9 protein-coding genes are annotated in these 17966 nt (G+C 46.0%); all 9 read left to right on the top strand.

All coding sequences use genetic code 11. The features are described from left to right. The first annotated feature begins 27 nt into the window (after positions 1-27). The 9 genes from proQ to Q4Q57_RS06675 all read left to right on the top strand — a co-directional run bounded on the left by proQ (position 28) and on the right by Q4Q57_RS06675 (position 17911). Positions 28-657 (top strand): RNA chaperone ProQ, encoded by a 630-nt coding sequence (gene proQ, locus Q4Q57_RS06715; RefSeq protein ID WP_006081911.1) that lies wholly within the window; start codon positions 28-30, stop codon positions 655-657. Positions 658-685: 28 nt separating this feature from the next. Beyond that, the gene (gene prc / locus Q4Q57_RS06710; RefSeq protein WP_311890229.1) at positions 686-2731 is read left to right on the top strand and encodes a carboxy terminal-processing peptidase; all 2046 of its coding nucleotides are present in this window, start codon (positions 686-688) and stop codon (positions 2729-2731) included. An 84-nt stretch (positions 2732-2815) separates the two neighbouring features. Then, positions 2816-5365 (top strand): aminopeptidase N, encoded by a 2550-nt coding sequence (pepN, locus tag Q4Q57_RS06705; protein WP_311890228.1) that lies wholly within the window; start codon positions 2816-2818, stop codon positions 5363-5365. Between the two features lie 43 nt (positions 5366-5408). Continuing rightward, positions 5409-5624, top strand: a complete 216-nt coding sequence (locus Q4Q57_RS06700; protein WP_006086278.1) for a DUF2835 domain-containing protein — start codon at positions 5409-5411, stop codon at positions 5622-5624. A gap of 338 nt (positions 5625-5962) precedes the next feature. Continuing rightward, positions 5963-8005, top strand: a complete 2043-nt coding sequence (locus Q4Q57_RS06695; RefSeq protein ID WP_311890227.1) for a DUF1302 domain-containing protein — start codon at positions 5963-5965, stop codon at positions 8003-8005. A 13-nt stretch (positions 8006-8018) separates the two neighbouring features. Next, positions 8019-9383 (top strand): DUF1329 domain-containing protein, encoded by a 1365-nt coding sequence (locus tag Q4Q57_RS06690; RefSeq protein ID WP_006081906.1) that lies wholly within the window; start codon positions 8019-8021, stop codon positions 9381-9383. A gap of 54 nt (positions 9384-9437) precedes the next feature. After that, positions 9438-10454: a YCF48-related protein gene (locus Q4Q57_RS06685; RefSeq protein WP_006081905.1), complete on the top strand. Its 1017-nt coding sequence runs from the start codon at positions 9438-9440 to the stop codon at positions 10452-10454. Positions 10455-10486: 32 nt separating this feature from the next. Continuing rightward, entirely contained in the window at positions 10487-12802 is a 2316-nt protein-coding gene (locus tag Q4Q57_RS06680) for an MMPL family transporter (protein ID WP_311890226.1), read from the top strand. A 264-nt stretch (positions 12803-13066) separates the two neighbouring features. Next, the gene (locus Q4Q57_RS06675; RefSeq protein WP_107947821.1) at positions 13067-17911 is read left to right on the top strand and encodes an NAD-glutamate dehydrogenase; all 4845 of its coding nucleotides are present in this window, start codon (positions 13067-13069) and stop codon (positions 17909-17911) included. Positions 17912-17966 lie beyond the last annotated feature (55 nt).

The following is a 17966-nucleotide window of genomic DNA, read 5'->3' as shown; positions in this document are numbered from 1 at the left end:
TGTCCCTTTTTGACTGTGGAAGTAATGATGGAATCAACAGAAAAGTTGACCGACACCAATGCAATTTTGGCGTATTTGTATGAAACATTTCCTTTGTGCTTTATTGCTGAAGGTGAAACTAAGCCATTAAAAATCGGATTGTTTCAAGATTTGGCTGAAAGGTTGGCTGATGATTCTAAAGTCAGTAAAACTCAGCTCAGAGTTGCCTTAAGACGTTACACCAGCAGCTGGCGCTATTTAAAGTGCGTTAAAGCGGGCGCACAACGCGTTAATCTGGATGGCGAACCTTGCGGCGAGTTAGAGCAAGAGCACATTGACCATGCTCAAGCCATGTTGAAAGAGAGTCAGGATAAAGCGAAAGCGAAACGTGCAGCACTCGCACCTAAGCCTGCGGCGAAGAAAGCACCTAAAAAGGTGGCTGTTCCTCAACGTGCTAAAACTGAGCGTCCTGCTAAGCCTGCGCCTAAAGCTGCAGCGCCAGTCGTAAATTATGTCCAAGCACAATTGACTGATTTAACGAAAAAACAACGCGTCAATGTTAAGTTAGGTATGACACCCGTAGCCGGTGTGATTACTGATATTAACAAGGAAGATATTCATGTTCAGCTTGATAGTGGCCTAACGATTAAAGTTAGAGCAGAACATATCCTGCTGTAATCATTTTTTAAAACGGAGTAACTTGTTGATGCGAAAACTCACTTTGGCTACCTCGATCGCCACTGTTTTTGTCGGATTCTCGGCTTGGGCCGTACCACCCACGATTCAAATCAGCGAGTTACCCACTCTCAAGCAGGAAGCGCAACATAAGGTCGCGAGCAAAAGGGTAACGGACTTATACACTCGTTCGCACTATCATAGATTTAATCTTGATGATGCCTTTTCTACGCAAATTTTTGACCGTTATCTACAGCAGTTAGACTATCGCCGCAATGTGTTAACCCAAGCGGATGTCGATAGTTTTAAACCTTATGCTACCCAATTCGATGACATGCTCAGTTCTGGTGAACTTGAGCCTGCCTATAAAATGTTTGATATCGTCCAAAAGCGTCGTTATGAAGGCTTTGTCTATGCTTTATCCCTACTGGATAAAGAGATGGACTTCTCCGCCCCTGGCGATGCCTATGAGTACGACCGTGACGATGCGGCATGGCCAAAAGATCAATCCGAGATCAACGAGTTATGGCGTCAACGTGTTAAATACGATGCGCTAAATCTAAAACTCACAGGTAAAAAATGGCCTGAGATTGTTGAGATCCTGCAAAAGCGTTACAACAACGCCATCAAACGTTTGACTCAAACCAACAGTGAAGACGTGTTCCAAGGCGTGATGAATGCCTTCTCACGCAGCATTGAGCCGCATACGAGTTACCTGTCACCACGCAATGCTGAACGTTTCCAAATGGAAATGAATTTAAGCCTTGAAGGGATTGGTGCTCAACTGCAACTTGAAGACGATTACACTGTTATTAAAAGCTTAATTGCTGGCGGCCCTGCGGCTGGCAGCGAAAAACTGTCGCCGGAAGACAAGATTGTCGGCGTCGGTCAAGAAGGCGGTGAAATTGTTGATGTGATCGGCTGGCGTTTAGACGACGTGGTTGATCTGATAAAGGGGCCTAAGGGCAGTAAAGTCGTACTGCAAATTTTACCGAAGAAAGGCGGTTCGAATGCTAAGCCATTCGACGTTACCTTAGTACGCGATAAAATTCGTCTTGAAGACAGAGCGGCAACCTCTAAGGTGATTGAACCTAAAGACGGCGAGTACGCTAATCGCAAAGTCGGCGTGATCCATATTCCTGGTTTCTACATGAACCTGTCACAGGACGTTGAAAAAGAGCTAGTGAAGTTAAACGAAGCCAAAGTTGAAGGCATAGTCATCGACCTTAGAGGTAACGGTGGTGGTGCATTAACAGAAGCCGTGTTGCTGACGGGACTCTTTATCGATATGGGCCCTGTGGTGCAAATTCGTGATGCTGATGGCCGTGTGTCTGCGCACCGTGATAACGATGGCAAAACCAGTTATGCGGGCCCGTTGACTGTGATGGTTGACCGTTACAGTGCTTCAGCCTCTGAGATTTTTGCTGCCGCATTGCAAGATTATGACCGCGCGCTGATTGTTGGTGAATCTAGCTTTGGTAAAGGTACAGTGCAGCAGCATAAGAGCTTAGGCCGTATCTACGACATGTATGAAAAGCCAATTGGTCATGTGCAATACACGATTCAAAAGTTCTATCGGATCAATGGCGGCAGCACTCAGCTTAAAGGTGTGACACCAAACATTGCTTACCCAAGTGCGTTAGAGCCAGGTGAGTACGGCGAAGCTGAAGAGAAAAATGCCTTGCCTTGGGATAAAGTGCCAATGGCACAATATGGCACGCTCAATGATGTGACGCCTGAGTTAGTGACTAGCCTTGAGGCCAAGCACCTTAACCGCATCAAAAGCAGTGTAGAGTTTGCTTATATCAATCAAGATATTGCCGACTTTAAAAAGCACCACAAAGAGAAGACAGTTTCTCTGGTTGAAAGTGAGCGCATTGCCTCCCGCGAAGCCGATGAGAAGAAAGTCCTCGATAGAACGAACGAGCGCCGAGTCGCCAATGGTTTAGCATCGGTTAAATCCATGGAAGACATTAAAGACGACGCCGAATTGCCAGACGCATTTTTAGATGAAACGGCTTATATCACTTTAGATATGGCTGATGCGCAAAAACTGGCTAAAACTAGTGCTAAGTAGGCGCTAGTCGAGTCGATTTATCCAATATCAAAACGCGCTTATGGCGCGTTTTTTCTTATTTAGATCAGCGTTAAAGGGATCGAAATGACACAAGCTCAAGCAAAATACTTAAAAGATTATCAAGCGCCACTCTTCACGATAGACACGATCGACTTAGCCTTTAATCTGGCGGGCAATGAGACTCATGTGGAGGCGATAAGTCGGGTAAAACGCGCTTCTAAGCATGCCCAAGCTTTAGTATTGGATGGCGAAGACTTAACTGTCGTCTCGTTGACGGTTGACGGTGAAGCAGTGCCTTACCATGTTAGCGCGGGTCAATTAGTCTTAGAAACGGCGCTTGATGAGTTTGAGCTGAACATCGTCACTAAGCTCGAACCCGAGGCCAATTCGAGCCTTGAAGGCCTGTATATGTCCGATGGTGCCTACTGCACGCAATGTGAGGCTGAGGGCTTTAGACGGATCACTTATTTCCTCGACCGTCCCGATGTATTAGCCAAATATACTGTGCGCATCGAAGCCGATAGAGCCGCATTCCCGTTTTTACTGAGTAACGGGAATTTGATTGATCAAGGCGAATTAGAGGGCGGTCGCCATTATGTTTGCTGGCAAGATCCGTTTCCAAAACCGGCTTACTTGTTTGCCTTAGTCGCTGGCGATTTTGATCTGTTGCAAGATGAGTTCATTACCCGCAGTCGCCGTAAAGTGATCCTGCAAGTGTTCGTCGATAAAGGTAATTTACATAAAGCACGCCATGCGATGGCATCGCTGAAAAAATCCATGGCATGGGATGAGAGTCGTTTTGACCTCGAGTACGATTTAGATATTTACATGATAGTTGCCGTCGACTTTTTCAATATGGGAGCGATGGAAAACAAAGGCTTAAATATCTTCAACACTAAATATGTGCTTGCAGATACGTTAACGGCTACCGACGAGGATTATCACGGTATTGAATCGGTGGTAGGCCATGAGTATTTCCATAATTGGACCGGAAACCGCGTGACGTGCCGTGATTGGTTCCAGCTAAGTTTAAAAGAAGGCTTAACGGTTTTTCGCGATCAAGAATTCAGCTCCGATTTAGGCTCACGCGCTGTGAATCGAATTCACGCAATCAAAGTGATCAAGAATCAGCAATTTGCCGAAGATTCTGGCCCAATGTCCCATCCCATTCGTCCAGAATCTGTGATTGAGATGAATAATTTCTATACAGTCACTGTGTATAACAAGGGCGCTGAAGTGATCCGCATGATGCACACTTTGCTCGGCGAAGAAAAGTTTCAAGCGGGGATGAAACTGTATTTTAATCGCCACGATGGCCAAGCGGTCACCTGCGATGATTTTGTGGCGGCAATGGAAGATGCCAGTGGCGTGGATTTAACCCAATTCCGTTTATGGTATAGCCAAGCGGGCACGCCGATTGTGACTGCGATGGACAGTTTCGATGCGCTAACGGGCATTTACCAATTAACCCTTAAACAAAGTTTAGCGAACTGTGCATCCCCCTTGCATATCCCGTTCAGCATCGAACTCTTAGATGCCAAGGGCCACTCTTTAGTGAATGAAGTTCTCGACTTTACTCAGGCTGAACAAGTGTTTAGTTTTGAGGGATTAAGTCATAAACCGGTGGCTTCGTTACTACAAAACTTCTCCGCGCCCGTTAAATTGCAATATCGATTCAATGTGGATCAACTGGTTCACTTGATGCGTTTTGCCAGCAGCGAAGTGGCGCGATGGGAAGCCTCAGTGACCTTAGTGAGCCAAGCGATTTGGCAGAATGTTGCGAGTTTACAGCAGCAACAAGCCATGACACTCGATCCCCGCGTGCGCGATAGTTTTAAAGGCGTGTTGTTAGACACTGAACTTGACCCAGCATTGATTGCCGAAATCTTAGCCATACCTACGGCATCTGCTTTGATTGAGCAAACTGACAGCGTTGATCTCGATGCGTTAGCCTTAGCCCGTGAATTTGTGTTAACAGAGCTTGCTTCACACTCTGAAGATGAATTGATCGCGCTCTATCGCTCTTTGGTACCTGTCGATAGCACGCAGGCAAGAGCGCTTAAAAATCAGTGTTTAACGTGGTTAGCAAGAGTGTCGGATGAGGCTGAAGCGTTAGTGATTGCTCAGTTTGATAAAGTCAGCAATATGACTGATTCCCTCGGCGCACTGACTGCGGCGAACGTGGGTGATTTGCCTTGTCGCGATGAGTTGATGACCGCATTTGAGCTGCGTTGGCAGGACACGCCATTGGTAATGGATAAATGGTTTATGTTGCAAGCGACTCGTAATGCAGAAGATGTGATTGAACGTCTGCGTCAATTACAGCAGCACAAGCGTTTTAGTATGAGTAATCCAAACCGAGTGCGCGCGTTAGTGGGCAGTTTTGCGGCGGGGAATATTTACCAATTCCACCGTCAAGACGGTAAGGGTTATGCCTTCTTAACCGAATGCTTAATTACCCTTAATAAGCTCAATCCGCAGGTCGCGGCGCGCATGGTGACGCCATTGATCCAGTTCCATAAATTCGACTTAGGCCGTCAAACCTTAATAAAAGCCTGTTTAGGGCAACTTTTGGCTTTACCTGACTTATCTAAGGATATGTACGAAAAAGTCTCTAAGGCATTGGCAAAATAGCGGTTTGTAGGAGGAGGGCGGCAATCGATGCCGCCCTGATATTATGGAATTGTATTTCAAACTAACGATCAGTTATCGAGATTTCTTACCTTACTATCAAGGGCTTGCTGATAAAATTGAAGTCCGCGAAACGCAAGGACGTATTTTGTGGATTAATGGCCGTCATTTCAGACGTTTTTTGACCGAAAATGGCATTCAAGGCTATTTCAAATTGGTTTTAGATGACAAGGGACAATTTGTTTCATTAAATCGAGTCTAGCCTGAATTTGTTTATTCGTGCTTAGAGTAATTACTTTAAACGGTCGGCTGATTATCAGGCTCGGTTTGTGATATTTAGTTTTTAAATATGTTAATGAATTATATGATTTTTTGATATCTTTTTCCGCTTCATTTCTCTCCCGCTTTTCTCTAATTTAAATCCCACCTTTTCAACTGCTGGCAAAAATGTACCTACATGCTTAATTCTTTAGAAAATTTTCTCTAACTGCGCCTTGCCCAAGGGGATTAATTGCTGTAACAATGATGTTACCTGTGAGCTAACAAGATGTTGGTTGTAATTCCTAAAACAAAGAATCCTGCAGGGTACGGAGAGCTAAAATGAAAATTGTTAAAAATAGTTTTAACAAATCGGCGCTTGCTTTGGGGGTGGCGTCGGCATTGAGTTTGTTAATGATCCCAAGCGTTAATGCAATATCTTTTGATTGGGGAGAGGTTGAGGGGACATTTGACTCAACTTGGACTGCTGGTGCGAGCTGGCGTGTTGGCGCGCGCGATTGGGAAGGTCAAATTGGTAAGGTGAATCAACCCCAATTCGATTGGTCTAATTACAGCGCATTTGGTAATACAAAATATACTTCAGCTGAGATTTGGGCCCAGCCCGGGTCGTATTCCAGCAACAATGACTTAAGTAACTTACTTTATTCTCAAGGCGATACTACGTCTGAGATCGTCAAAGGTTTGCATGAATTATCTTTGAAATACAAGAACTACGGTTTGTTCGCCCGCGGTATGTATTTTTATGATCGTAAACTGAACGATGGCAATTATGACTACAACGATCCGATCACGGGTAAAGAATTTGACCCTTGCGAAGATAGCCGCGCTTCAGAAGTACAATGTAAAGATATCCGTTTATTAGATGCGTTTGTCTATGCCAACTTCGATTTGAATGAGGGTGCGAATCCATTATCTATTCGTGTTGGTAACCAAGTGGTGTCATGGGGTGAAAGTACGCTGATTGCCCATGGGATCAGTGAAATCAACGCCGTGGATTTGAACATTCTTAACGCACCTGGTGCTGAGTTAAAAGAAGCGTTTAGACCGCAAGGTATGGTGTGGGCATCCCTTGGCCTGACAGATTCGTTAACGGTTGAAGCGTTCTATCAATATGATTGGCAACCTATTTGGGTCCCAACTCCGGGCTCCATTTTTGCGACTAACGATTTTGCCGGTTTTGGTGGTTATGCTCAAAACGCTCAGCTTGGTTTTAACGCTAACCCTGACATCAACTTAGATTTTGTGATGCAAGAATATGAGCGTTTAGCGGGCATGATCGCCAGCGGCCAATCTATTCCGACGCAGCAATTGGTTTCTATGGCTTTAGCCTACCCAACGAAAGTGACGCTAGTGCAGGATGAAGAAGAACCAAGCAATGATGGCCAATACGGTATCAAGCTGGGTTATTACGCGCCTGAGCTAGGTGAAACCGAGTTTGGTTTCTATTTCATGAATTACCATAGTCGTCGTCCACTTATCAGTGGTACTGCTGCCGACTTTAGCACAGGTGCATTGTTATCTGATTTGGCGACGGTAGGCCAAAACTCGGGCAACATCAACCGTGAACTGCTGCTTAGCCTGAAGAGCTTCTCTAAGGCGCAAATCGTTTATCCCGAAGATATTAAACTCTACGGTTTCAGCTTCAACACCTTGATTGGTGATACGTCTGTCGCGGGTGAGATTGCCCATCGTCAAGATGAGCCACTGCAGATTGATGACGTTGAATTGCTGTTCGCCGGTATGCCACAACAGTTAGCCAATGCGGGGCTTCGTCCCGATCTTGATGGTATTTCACAGATTAAAGACGTTCAACCGGGTGAAACCGTGGATGGCTTTATTCGCGTGGATACCACACAGGCGCAGATGACTTTCACCCATCTATTTGGCCCAACCTTAGGTTTAGATAACTTAACTATGTTGGCCGAAGTGGGTGGTGTGTGGATCCACGATATGCCAGGTTTCGATGAGCTACGTCTCAATGGTCCCGGTACGTCACGTTCTGGCGGCAACCCAGATATGCCTGGCATCATTCAAGCCTTGCACAATGGTCCTGAAACTAACCCGTTCCCAACTGACTTTGCTTGGGGCTACCGTTTAGTGGCAAAAGCGGATTTCAACAACGTCTTTTCTGGGGTCAATATGTCGCCACGGGTCATTTTCTCCCATGACGTTGACGGTATTACTCCGGATCCTATGTTCCTGTTCACGGAAGGACGCAAGTCTGTCGCGCTAGGCGTTAACTTCGACTATCAAAACCGTTGGGGTGCAGATATCTCCTATAACAATTTCTTTGGCGGTGTCGGTACGACGAATGCGATGGCAGATCGTGATTATGTTTCATTCAATATCAAGTATTCGATCTAAAAGGACTCAAACAATGAAGAAACTGACGATATTGGCGAGTGCAGTGATGTTCGCACTCGTAGCGCCAGTCGCTATGGCTAAGGTATCAGAGGCTGACGCGGCTAAACTTGGCAATGAGCTCACCCCTTTAGGTGCTGAAAAAGCAGGTAATGCTGACGGTTCTATTCCTGCTTGGGATGGTGGTATCACTAAGCCTGTGGCGGGTTATACCAAAGGGATGCATCACCCAGATCCTTTCCCTGAGGATAAGATTGAATTCACCATTACCAATGCTAACAAAGCGCAATATAAAGACTTTTTAACGCCGGGTCAGATGAAGTTGTTCGAACTTTATCCTGATACTTACAAGATGAATGTGTATAAGACTCGCCGTAGCGCATCAGTGCCGCAGTTTGTCTATGATGCGACCAAAGCTAACGCGACACGTGCAGAATTGATTGCACAGGGCAATGGTATTTCTGGCGCTGCTATTGGTATTCCATTCCCGATCCCAGCAAATGGGTTAGAAGCGATTTGGAACCACATTTTGCGTTTTCGCGGGGTTGATATTGAGACTTCCCGTAGCCAAGCTGCACCAACGGCCGATGGTAGCTATAGCTTAGTGGAAACCTCAGAGGAAATTCGCTTCGAATATTCTCGTCCAGAAATGACCTTAGATCTGCTTAAAGCCAGCAATACGTTGTTCTACTTTAAGCAAGTGGTGACTCAACCAGCCCGTTTAGCGGGAACTGCGTTATTGGTGAAAGAGACCATGGATCAAGAGGCGTTGCCACGTCAAGCTTGGACCTATAACACAGGACAACGTCGTGTCCGTAAAGCGCCAAACGTCGCTTTCGATACACCGGGTACAGTGTCTGACGGTCTGCGTACGACGGATGATTTCGACATGTTTAACGGCTCTCCAGTGCGTTATAACTGGGAACTGGTTGGCAAGAAAGAAATTTACATTCCGTACAACGATTACAAACTGCACTCAGACAAGCTGAAATATGACCAAATCTTAAAACCTGGGCATGTTAATCCTGAGTATGTTCGTTGGGAAAAACACCGCGTATGGCAAGTGAAGGCGACGTTGAAAGACGGTATGCGCCACATTTACAAAGTGCGCGATATGTACCTTGACGAAGATTCATGGCAAGTGTCGATAGCCGATCTCTACGATAACCGTGATCAGCTGTATCGTGTGGCTGTTGCACATGGCTTGAACTACTACGAAGTGCCAACTCAATGGGACACGCTGGAAGTCTTCCATGATTTGCAATCCCGTCGTTATCTCGCCATGGGTTTAGACAACCAAAGTGGTATGTATAACTTCGATGCCAAACTGACTGAAGCTAACTTTACCCCCGATGCATTGCGTCGCGAAGGTATCCGTTAATACGCCACAAATAAAGGGGCGCTCTGCGCCCCTCATTAGTTTAAGGAAGTTTGTATGTCGTTTCGCATCCTTCAGTGTGTTGCTGCATTAAGTTTCGGTGGCGCTTTTTTCCCTTCTACGTTATCTGCAACCCCCTCTGATCCGATTTTTTCTCAAATTCAACCACTTGCGGCTTCATCCCTGATTTTAGATATTGCCAACGTGGGCAAAGGGTTAGTGGCTGTGGGTGAACGCGGTCATGTTCTGGTTTATGACGGCAGTTGGCATCAAGTGGCGACACCCGTGAGCTCGCAGCTGACCAAAGTGTTTTTCCTTAATGACAAACTCGGCTGGGCCGTGGGCCATGATGCGACCATTTTACATACTCAGGATGGCGGTCAAACTTGGCAGCAGCAGATGCATTCGCCCGAGATTGAAAAGCCATTCCTTGATGTGGTCTTTTTAGATGAAAACAAGGGGTTCGCCATTGGGGCTTACGGTTTGTTTTATCGTACTAATGATGGTGGTGCCCATTGGAGCGACGAGTTCCATGAGGAGCTGTTAGCCGAAGAAGATGTGTCCTATTTAGCGGAGTTGAAAGGCAGCGATCAATCAGCCTATGTGAGCGCACGCGCTTCATTATTGCCGCACTTTAATCGTATTTTAACCTTGACTGACGGACGTTTATTACTGGTCGGCGAGTTAGGTCTAGTGGCCGTTTCAAGCGATCAAGGCCAAACGTTTGCGCGTACCAGTTTTGATTACGATGGCTCTATGTTTAATGCCATTGAAACGAGAGATGCCGTGTATGTGATGGGCCTTCGCGGTCATATATTCAAAGCTGACGTGAGTTTAAGCCAGTGGAATGAAATCGAACTTCCAGTGCAATCTTCAATCAATGGGGCGATGTCAGTATCGGACGATGCGGTTTATCTCGTGGGCAATGCAGGGATAGTGATTAAGCTCAATGGGGATGATACCAGCAGTATTGTCACTCGTCGCCAAGGGGAAAACTTAGTCTCTATTGCGAAGGATAATCAAGGGAATATGTGGTTATCCGGCAGCCAAGGGCTGTTTATTCTTAAGCCATAAAATTTTAAAACTACAATAACAGGGCCGAGAAGATGTTAGAAAAACTGGTCAACGGATTTGAGTCATTTTTATTTCGCAATCGTGCGTGGGTCGTCGGCATTTTTGTGTTTTTGACGTTGTTTTTAGGCTTTCAAGCCAGTCAACTCAAAATGGATGCGGCCTTCATCAAAAATATTCCACTGCATCACAGTTATATGCAGACCTACCTGAAACACCAAAAAGATTTTGGTGGCGCCAACAGCATCATGGTGGCGGTGGAAGACACCAGCGGCAATATTTTTAATGCGAACTATTTTGATACCTTAAAAAATGTGCACGATCAGCTGTTTTTTATACCTGGGGTTGATCGCGCGCAGGTGAAATCGATTTTTTCGCCTTCCACTCGTTTTACCGAAGTCGTTGAAGATGGTTTTGCTGGCGGGCCCGTTATTCCTGCGGATTTTTCGACCTCAGTATCTGGGCTCGAAACCGTGCGCGATAATATTGAAAAAGCGGGCATCGTTGGCCGATTAATTGCCAACGATTACAGTGCGGCCATGGTGTCGGCGCAGTTAATGGACTTTGACCCACAAACAGGTAAACCCTTAGATACCATTGCCTTTGCGGCGCAGCTCGAAAATGAGCTTAGGGGCAAGTTTGAAACTGACAAGGTTAAAATTCACATCATAGGTTTCGCCAAAATGGCCGGGGATGTGGCCGATGGTGCTAAGGGTGTATTACTGTTCTTTGTGATCGCAATTTTAATCACCGCCGTCATGGTTTACCTCTTCTCTAAATCGATCATTCTGACCGTTTTACCCCTCGTCTGCAGTTTAACCGCTGTGGTTTGGCAGCTTGGTTTATTGACTGTGATTGGTTTTGGTCTTGATCCCATGTCGATTCTGGTGCCGTTTTTGGTATTTGCCATCGGGGTCAGCCACGGGGTGCAGATGATCAACGCGGTAAGGCGCCGCGTGATGGACGGACAAACCACCAAAGCGGCGGCGGCTTCGGCATTTCGCAGTTTATTAGTACCGGGCGGTGTCGCGTTACTGTCTGATACTGTTGGTTTTATTACCCTGTTGTCGATTGATATCGGAATTATTCGCGAGCTTGCGATTTCGGCGTCACTCGGTGTGGGCGTGATCATTTTCACTAACCTTATCCTGTTGCCTTTGGTGATTTCTTTTACCGAAATCAAAGTCAATAAAACCGCAGAGCCGACGGCTGAAGAAGTCCGCACTGAAGCGATTTGGCGTTTCTTAGCACGTTTCGCGACGCCTAAATACGCTGTGGTGGTGATTATTGCCACTGTGGTGTTGTATTTTGCCGGTCTGCAACAAGCCAATCAGATGAAGATTGGTGACTTACAGGGCGGGGCGCCAGCGTTACACCAAGATTCGCGCTATAACCTCGATACCTTCTTCATCACAGATCATTTCTCCATCACTACCGACGTGATGACTGTGATTGTTGAGGCGGCGTCCGAGGCTTGTACTTACCACGATGTGCTGACTCAAATTGATGAGTTTGAATGGTTAGTGCGTAATACGCCTGGGGTCGAGTCGACTGTGAGTCTGGCGTCGGTTGCTAAAAAAGTGAACGCAGGCTTTAACGAAGGTAATCCAAGGTGGGAAGTGCTGCCGCGCACGACCGCGAGTTTAGTGCAGGCCATTGGCCAAATTCCGACGACCTCTGGTTTGTTAAATGGCGATTGTTCTGTCATGCCTGTGTATTTGTTTATGAAAGATCATAAGGCAGAAACCATAGAAACTGTGGTCGCTAAGGTGAAAGCCGTCGCCGCGAAAATGGATAACGACAAGCTGCAGTTTAAACTGGCATCGGGTCCTGTAGGCGTGATGGCTGCGACCAACGAAGCGGTAGCTGAAGCGCAATTACCTATGATGTTATACGTCTATGGTGCCGTGTTTGTACTCTGTTTAATCAGCTTTAAATCCTTAAAAGCGACTGTGGCTGTGATTATCCCGCTGTATGTAGTGTCGACATTGGCGCAAGCCTTGATGACGCAACTGGATATTGGCTTAGCAGTCAGTACCTTACCTGTTATTGCGCTGGGTGTCGGTATCGGTGTGGATTACGGTATTTATATCCTCTCGACTATGTCGTCTAAGCTCTCGAACGGTATGCCAGTGCAACAGGCATACTATGAGGCGTTGGTCGAACGGGGCAGTGCGGTGATCTTTACTGGCCTCACATTGGCGATTGGTGTCAGTACTTGGTTCTTCTCGGCACTTAAATTCCAAATGGACATGGGAATATTGTTAACATTCATGTTTGTGGTAAATATGCTCGGTGCCATAATTATCCTTCCTGCATTGGCCGCCGTTTTCTGGCGCCAACCTAAGTAGGGTCTACGAATGGGGAGCTTAGCTCCCCATTTGTTTTTGAATACTTAGTCTGCTTTATCGATTGTTTGGTCATTTGTCATTCATTGTTTACGCGAATACTGGATTTCAAGAGGATGTACCACTAAAATTTTCCTCGAAATACAGCGGTTTTAGTAATAAACTTCGCGCGATGATCCAGATCACATTAATTTATCTGAGATCGTTAAGCCGAAGCATCCAAATAATGAAAAAAGCGCTGCCATAGACGCTTAAGGAAACAGCAACATGGCCTTGAAAGATGCAATGCCTTCAGTACTACTTGAAAATGTAGTCAGTTTAATTCACGCTAAAGTCCCTAATTCACAAGCCAAGCAAGTTGAACAGTTCGCCACCTGCCTTTATGCCCACATGTCGAAAGACGATCTCAATGCGCGTAATGACAGTGATTTATACGGTGCGGTTCTCAGTTTATGGAACGCCCTGAACAAGACGCCAAAAGGTAGCACTCACCTACGAGTGTTCAACCCTAGCCAGGCCAAACACGGCTGGCAATCTACCCACTCGATCATTGAAGTTATCCAACCTGACATGCCATTCTTGGTAGATTCAGTTGGTATGGCATTGAATCGTATGGGTATTACTGCTCACATGATGTTACACACTCCGCTGGCCATTGAGCGTTCAGATAGCGGTGTGACCAATGTCACTTATCTTAATCAGAGCCCAGAAAGCACTGAACATGTCGCCGTATTCTTGATTGAAATTGACCGTCAAAGCAGCACAGTCGATATCAAAGCATTAGAGCGCGAAATTCAGTCTGTGCTTGCCGATGTTGCTTCATCAGTCAATGACTGGGAAGCCATGTCTGCCAAGTTGGGTGAGATGATCAAGGAATTGCCAAAACGTCCGTTCCCGGGCGATAAGCAAGAGTTAGAAGAAGCGATTAACTTCCTGACTTACTTGAATAATCATCACTTTACGCTTTTAGGTTACCGCCAATACGATTTGAATCGTGTCGAAGGTGATGTTGAGTTAGTGCCTAATATCGCCTCTAGTTTAGGTTTGATGAACAAGCACACTAAAGCGCAACCTGAGCAAGGTTTGTTGCTATCTAGCTTCTCAGATAGCGCCCGCAAAGAAGCCTTAGACCACAGCTTGTTGATCCTCACTAAGAGCAGTGCCAAGAGCCGCGTACATCGCCCAGCTTATGTCGATTATATCGGCATCAAGCGTTTCGATAAGAAAGGCAATGTGGTTGGTGAAGATAGATTTATCGGTTTATATGCGTCAAACCTGTATAACCGCAGCCCACGTGAAATCCCACTGCTGAACGAAAAAGTGCAGCGTGTGTTAGATCGTTCAGGCTTAACCCCACGTTCACACGACTATAAAGCCCTGCTAAACATTCTTGAGAATTTACCTCGTGACGAGCTAATTCAAGCCAATGTTGATGATTTATCGCACATGGCCCATGGCGTGTTAGAAATGCAAGACAGAGACAAGCTGAAACTCTTTGTGCGCAAAGATGGCTTTGGTCGTTTCTTATCCTGTTTAGTGTACGTTTCTAAGGATCGTTACAACACTAAACTCCGCCAAGATACTCAACGTATTCTGGCCCAGCATTTTAACAGCAAAGAAGATGTAGAGTTTACGACTTATTTCTCCGAGTCGACGCTAGCCCGCACTCACTACATAGTCAAAGTTGATAACAATAATATGGATGTAGATGTGGCTGCCATAGAGAATAACTTAATAGAAGCGGCACGTTCGTGGGAAGATAAGTTAAGCACTGCGCTTAACAGTGCACTCGGTGAAGAAGCCGGCACTCATCTGACAAAGCGTTATTTCAATGCGTTTGAGCAAAGCTATAAAGAAGATGTATTGCCAAGCTCTGCCGTCGTTGACATGCAACAGCTCGAAGCACTGGATGACGAACACAAGCTCGGCATGTTGTTCTATCAACCGCAAGAAGCGGCGCTGAACGACAATAAAGTGCGTTTAAAGCTATTCCATAAAGATGAGCCAATTCATCTTTCTGACGTGCTGCCAATGCTGGAAAACTTTGGTCTGCGCGTGATCAACGAGCGTCCATATGAAGTCACGACCTCAGACGGTTCTACCTTCTGGATCTTAGACTTCTTGATGACAGTTAAAGTCGTCAACACCGACAACATCGCCGATAGCCAAGACAGATTCCAAACTGCACTGTCACAAGTGTGGCAAAAGAAGTTAGAAGATGACGGTTTCAACCGCATTATTCTGGCGTCAGGCTTAACGGGCCGTGAAGTCTCGGTACTGCGCGCGTATGCCAAATACATGCGTCAAATCGATGCGACGTTCAGTCAGTCTTATATCGAAGAAACCTTCGGTCGTTACCCACAAATCGCTGATTTGTTGGTGAAGATGTTCATCCGTAAATTTAACCCTAAACTGAAAACCCGTACTCTGGGCAAGTTTATGGAACAGATCAATTTACGTTTAGACGAAGTGTCTAGCTTAGATGATGACCGTATTATTCGTCGTTATTTAGACTTGATTAACGCCACTTTGCGTACCAACTTCTACCAACAGGATGCTAAAGGCGAATCTAAGAGTTATATCTCGTTTAAATTCATGCCTTCACTGATCCCTGAAATGCCACGTCCACTGCCGAAATTCGAAATCTTCGTTTATTCGCCACGGGTTGAAGGTGTGCATTTACGTTACGGTAAAGTGGCCCGTGGTGGTCTGCGTTGGTCAGATCGTCGTGAAGATTTCCGTACCGAAGTATTAGGTCTGGTAAAAGCACAGCAAGTGAAAAACACTGTGATCGTGCCTGTGGGTGCTAAAGGTGGCTTTGTTTGTAAACAATTGCCAACCGAAGGCGGCCGTGAAGCTTTCTTCACCGAAGGTCAAGAATGCTACCGCATCTTTATCCGTGCTTTACTCGATATTACCGATAACATTTTGAACGGTGAAATCGTCCACCCATTGGATGTGGTTCGTCACGATGAAGATGACCCATATTTAGTGGTAGCAGCCGATAAAGGCACTGCGACATTCTCTGATATCGCGAACTCGATTTCTCTTGAATACAACTTCTGGCTCGGTGATGCATTCGCATCGGGTGGCAGTAACGGTTATGACCATAAGAAAATGGGTATCACGGCCAAAGGCGGCTGGGAATCTGTTAAGCGTCATTTCCGCGAAGTCGGTATTGATTGTCAAACCACAGACTTTACCTGTTTAGGTATAGGTGACATGGCGGGCGACGTATTCGGTAACGGTATGTTGTTGTCTAAGCACACTAAACTGGTTGCAGCCTTTAACCACATGCATATCTTTATCGATCCGAATCCGGATACGGCATTAAGTTATGATGAACGGGCGCGTTTATTCGCTCTGCCACGTTCAAGCTGGGAAGACTACAACAGCAAGTTGATTTCTAAAGGTGGCGGTATTTTCCTACGTTCATCTAAATCCATTCCGTTATCGGCAGAAATTAAGCAAATGTTGGCCACAGAGAAAACCTCTATGACCCCAACTGAGCTGATGAAAGAACTGCTGAAAATGCCAGTGGATTTGATCTGGAACGGCGGTATCGGTACCTATGTGAAATCTGCACGCGAAACCCACGCTGAAGTCGGCGATCGTGCTAACGATGCATTGCGTGTCAACGGTGGCGAACTGCGCGCTAAGATAGTCGGCGAGGGCGGTAACTTAGGTTGTACTCAGTTAGGTCGTATCGAATATGCGTCTAACGGCGGCCGTATCAACACTGACTTCGTGGATAACGTAGGTGGTGTGGACTGTTCAGATAACGAAGTGAACATCAAGATTTTGCTGAACGCTATGGTAACTGAAGGTGAACTGACGTTGAAACAACGTAACCGTTTACTGGAAGAAATGACTGAAGAAGTCGGCCACATCGTACTGCAAGACTGTAAAGATCAAACGCGTACTATCTCTGTGACTCAAGTGCGTGGTGCTGAGCAGTTAAAAGAGCAGATCCGCTTTATCCAGTATCTGGAAAAAGAAGGCAAGTTAGACAGAGCCTTAGAGTTCTTACCGTCTGACGACGAATTGGCTGAGCGTTTAGCCAGTGGTCGTGCGTTAACACGTCCTGAGCTATCAGTACTGGTTGCCTATGCGAAGATGGTGCTGAAAGAGCAATTAGTGACCCCAGAAATCACTGAAGATACGCTGTTAAGCCAATTGCTTATTGCCTATTTCCCGAAAAAACTTCAGGAAAAATACAGCGACAAAATGGCAACCCATCCACTGCGTGGCGAAATCATTGCGACCTCACTCGCCAATGAACTCGTTAACGACATGGGCTTGAATTTTGTTCAACGTATGCAAGATGAGACTGGTGCCTCAGTTGCTGACGCGGCAATTTGCTACACTATGGCCCGCGAAGTATTTGGTTTAGCTGAATTAACTAAATCGATCACTGACTTAAACGGCATAGTTCCTGCTGTGGTTCAAGGTGAAATGCTGCATCAGTTACGCCGCAATATGCGTCGTGCTAGCCGCTGGTTCCTGCGTCACCGTAACCGCACAGGTAGCATCGAACAAACCGTTGCCTTCTTCAAACCCGTATTTGAACAAATTAAAGATAATGTTCATTTATATCTGGTTGAAGAAGAAGCTAAGGGTATCCAATCTGAGATCAATGCTTTGGTCAAAGAAAACGTACCACAAGCTGTGGCAACTATTGTGGCTAACATGAGCACCTTGTTCTCTGCCTTAGACATTGCCCAAATTGCCCAAACAGAAGATAAGACAGTTGCGCTAGTGGCTGAAACTTACTTCAAACTCGGCGCCCGCGTTGAGCTGCACTGGTTCTTAGAACAGATCAGCGCTCAACCTGTGGCTAACCATTGGCAAGCACTGGCTCGTGCCGCCTTTAGGGAAGAGTTGGATTGGCAACAACGTGCATTAAGTTCAGTGGTACTAAGAACCTGCAGTGCAACCTGTGATGCCGAAAGCGTGATTTCTCAGTGGATTGAGATCAATCAAGGCTTATTGGAAAGATGGTTCCACATGCTAGCTGACTTCAAAACGTCGCAAAGCCATGAGTTTGCTAAGTTCTCTGTCGCCCTACGTGAACTTAACCTTCTGATCCTTCACTGCGAAGGCCAAAAGTAAACTTATTATAACAATCAGAAGCCCTGGCGATCGCCGGGGCTTTTTTTAGGTCGAG

This window comes from Shewanella sp. SP2S2-6 (assembly GCF_031931965.1).
Classification (GTDB): domain Bacteria; phylum Pseudomonadota; class Gammaproteobacteria; order Enterobacterales; family Shewanellaceae; genus Shewanella; species Shewanella baltica.
This window is presented reverse-complemented; position numbering and strand designations above follow the sequence as displayed.

Coding starts and splice junctions, on each gene's coding strand:
- proQ (WP_006081911.1), top strand. CDS start 28: ATGGAATCAACAGAAAAGTTGACCGACACCAATGCAATTTTGGCGTAT.
- prc (WP_311890229.1), top strand. CDS start 686: ATGCGAAAACTCACTTTGGCTACCTCGATCGCCACTGTTTTTGTCGGA.
- pepN (WP_311890228.1), top strand. CDS start 2,816: ATGACACAAGCTCAAGCAAAATACTTAAAAGATTATCAAGCGCCACTC.
- Q4Q57_RS06700 (WP_006086278.1), top strand. CDS start 5,409: ATGGAATTGTATTTCAAACTAACGATCAGTTATCGAGATTTCTTACCT.
- Q4Q57_RS06695 (WP_311890227.1), top strand. CDS start 5,963: ATGAAAATTGTTAAAAATAGTTTTAACAAATCGGCGCTTGCTTTGGGG.
- Q4Q57_RS06690 (WP_006081906.1), top strand. CDS start 8,019: ATGAAGAAACTGACGATATTGGCGAGTGCAGTGATGTTCGCACTCGTA.
- Q4Q57_RS06685 (WP_006081905.1), top strand. CDS start 9,438: ATGTCGTTTCGCATCCTTCAGTGTGTTGCTGCATTAAGTTTCGGTGGC.
- Q4Q57_RS06680 (WP_311890226.1), top strand. CDS start 10,487: ATGTTAGAAAAACTGGTCAACGGATTTGAGTCATTTTTATTTCGCAAT.
- Q4Q57_RS06675 (WP_107947821.1), top strand. CDS start 13,067: ATGGCCTTGAAAGATGCAATGCCTTCAGTACTACTTGAAAATGTAGTC.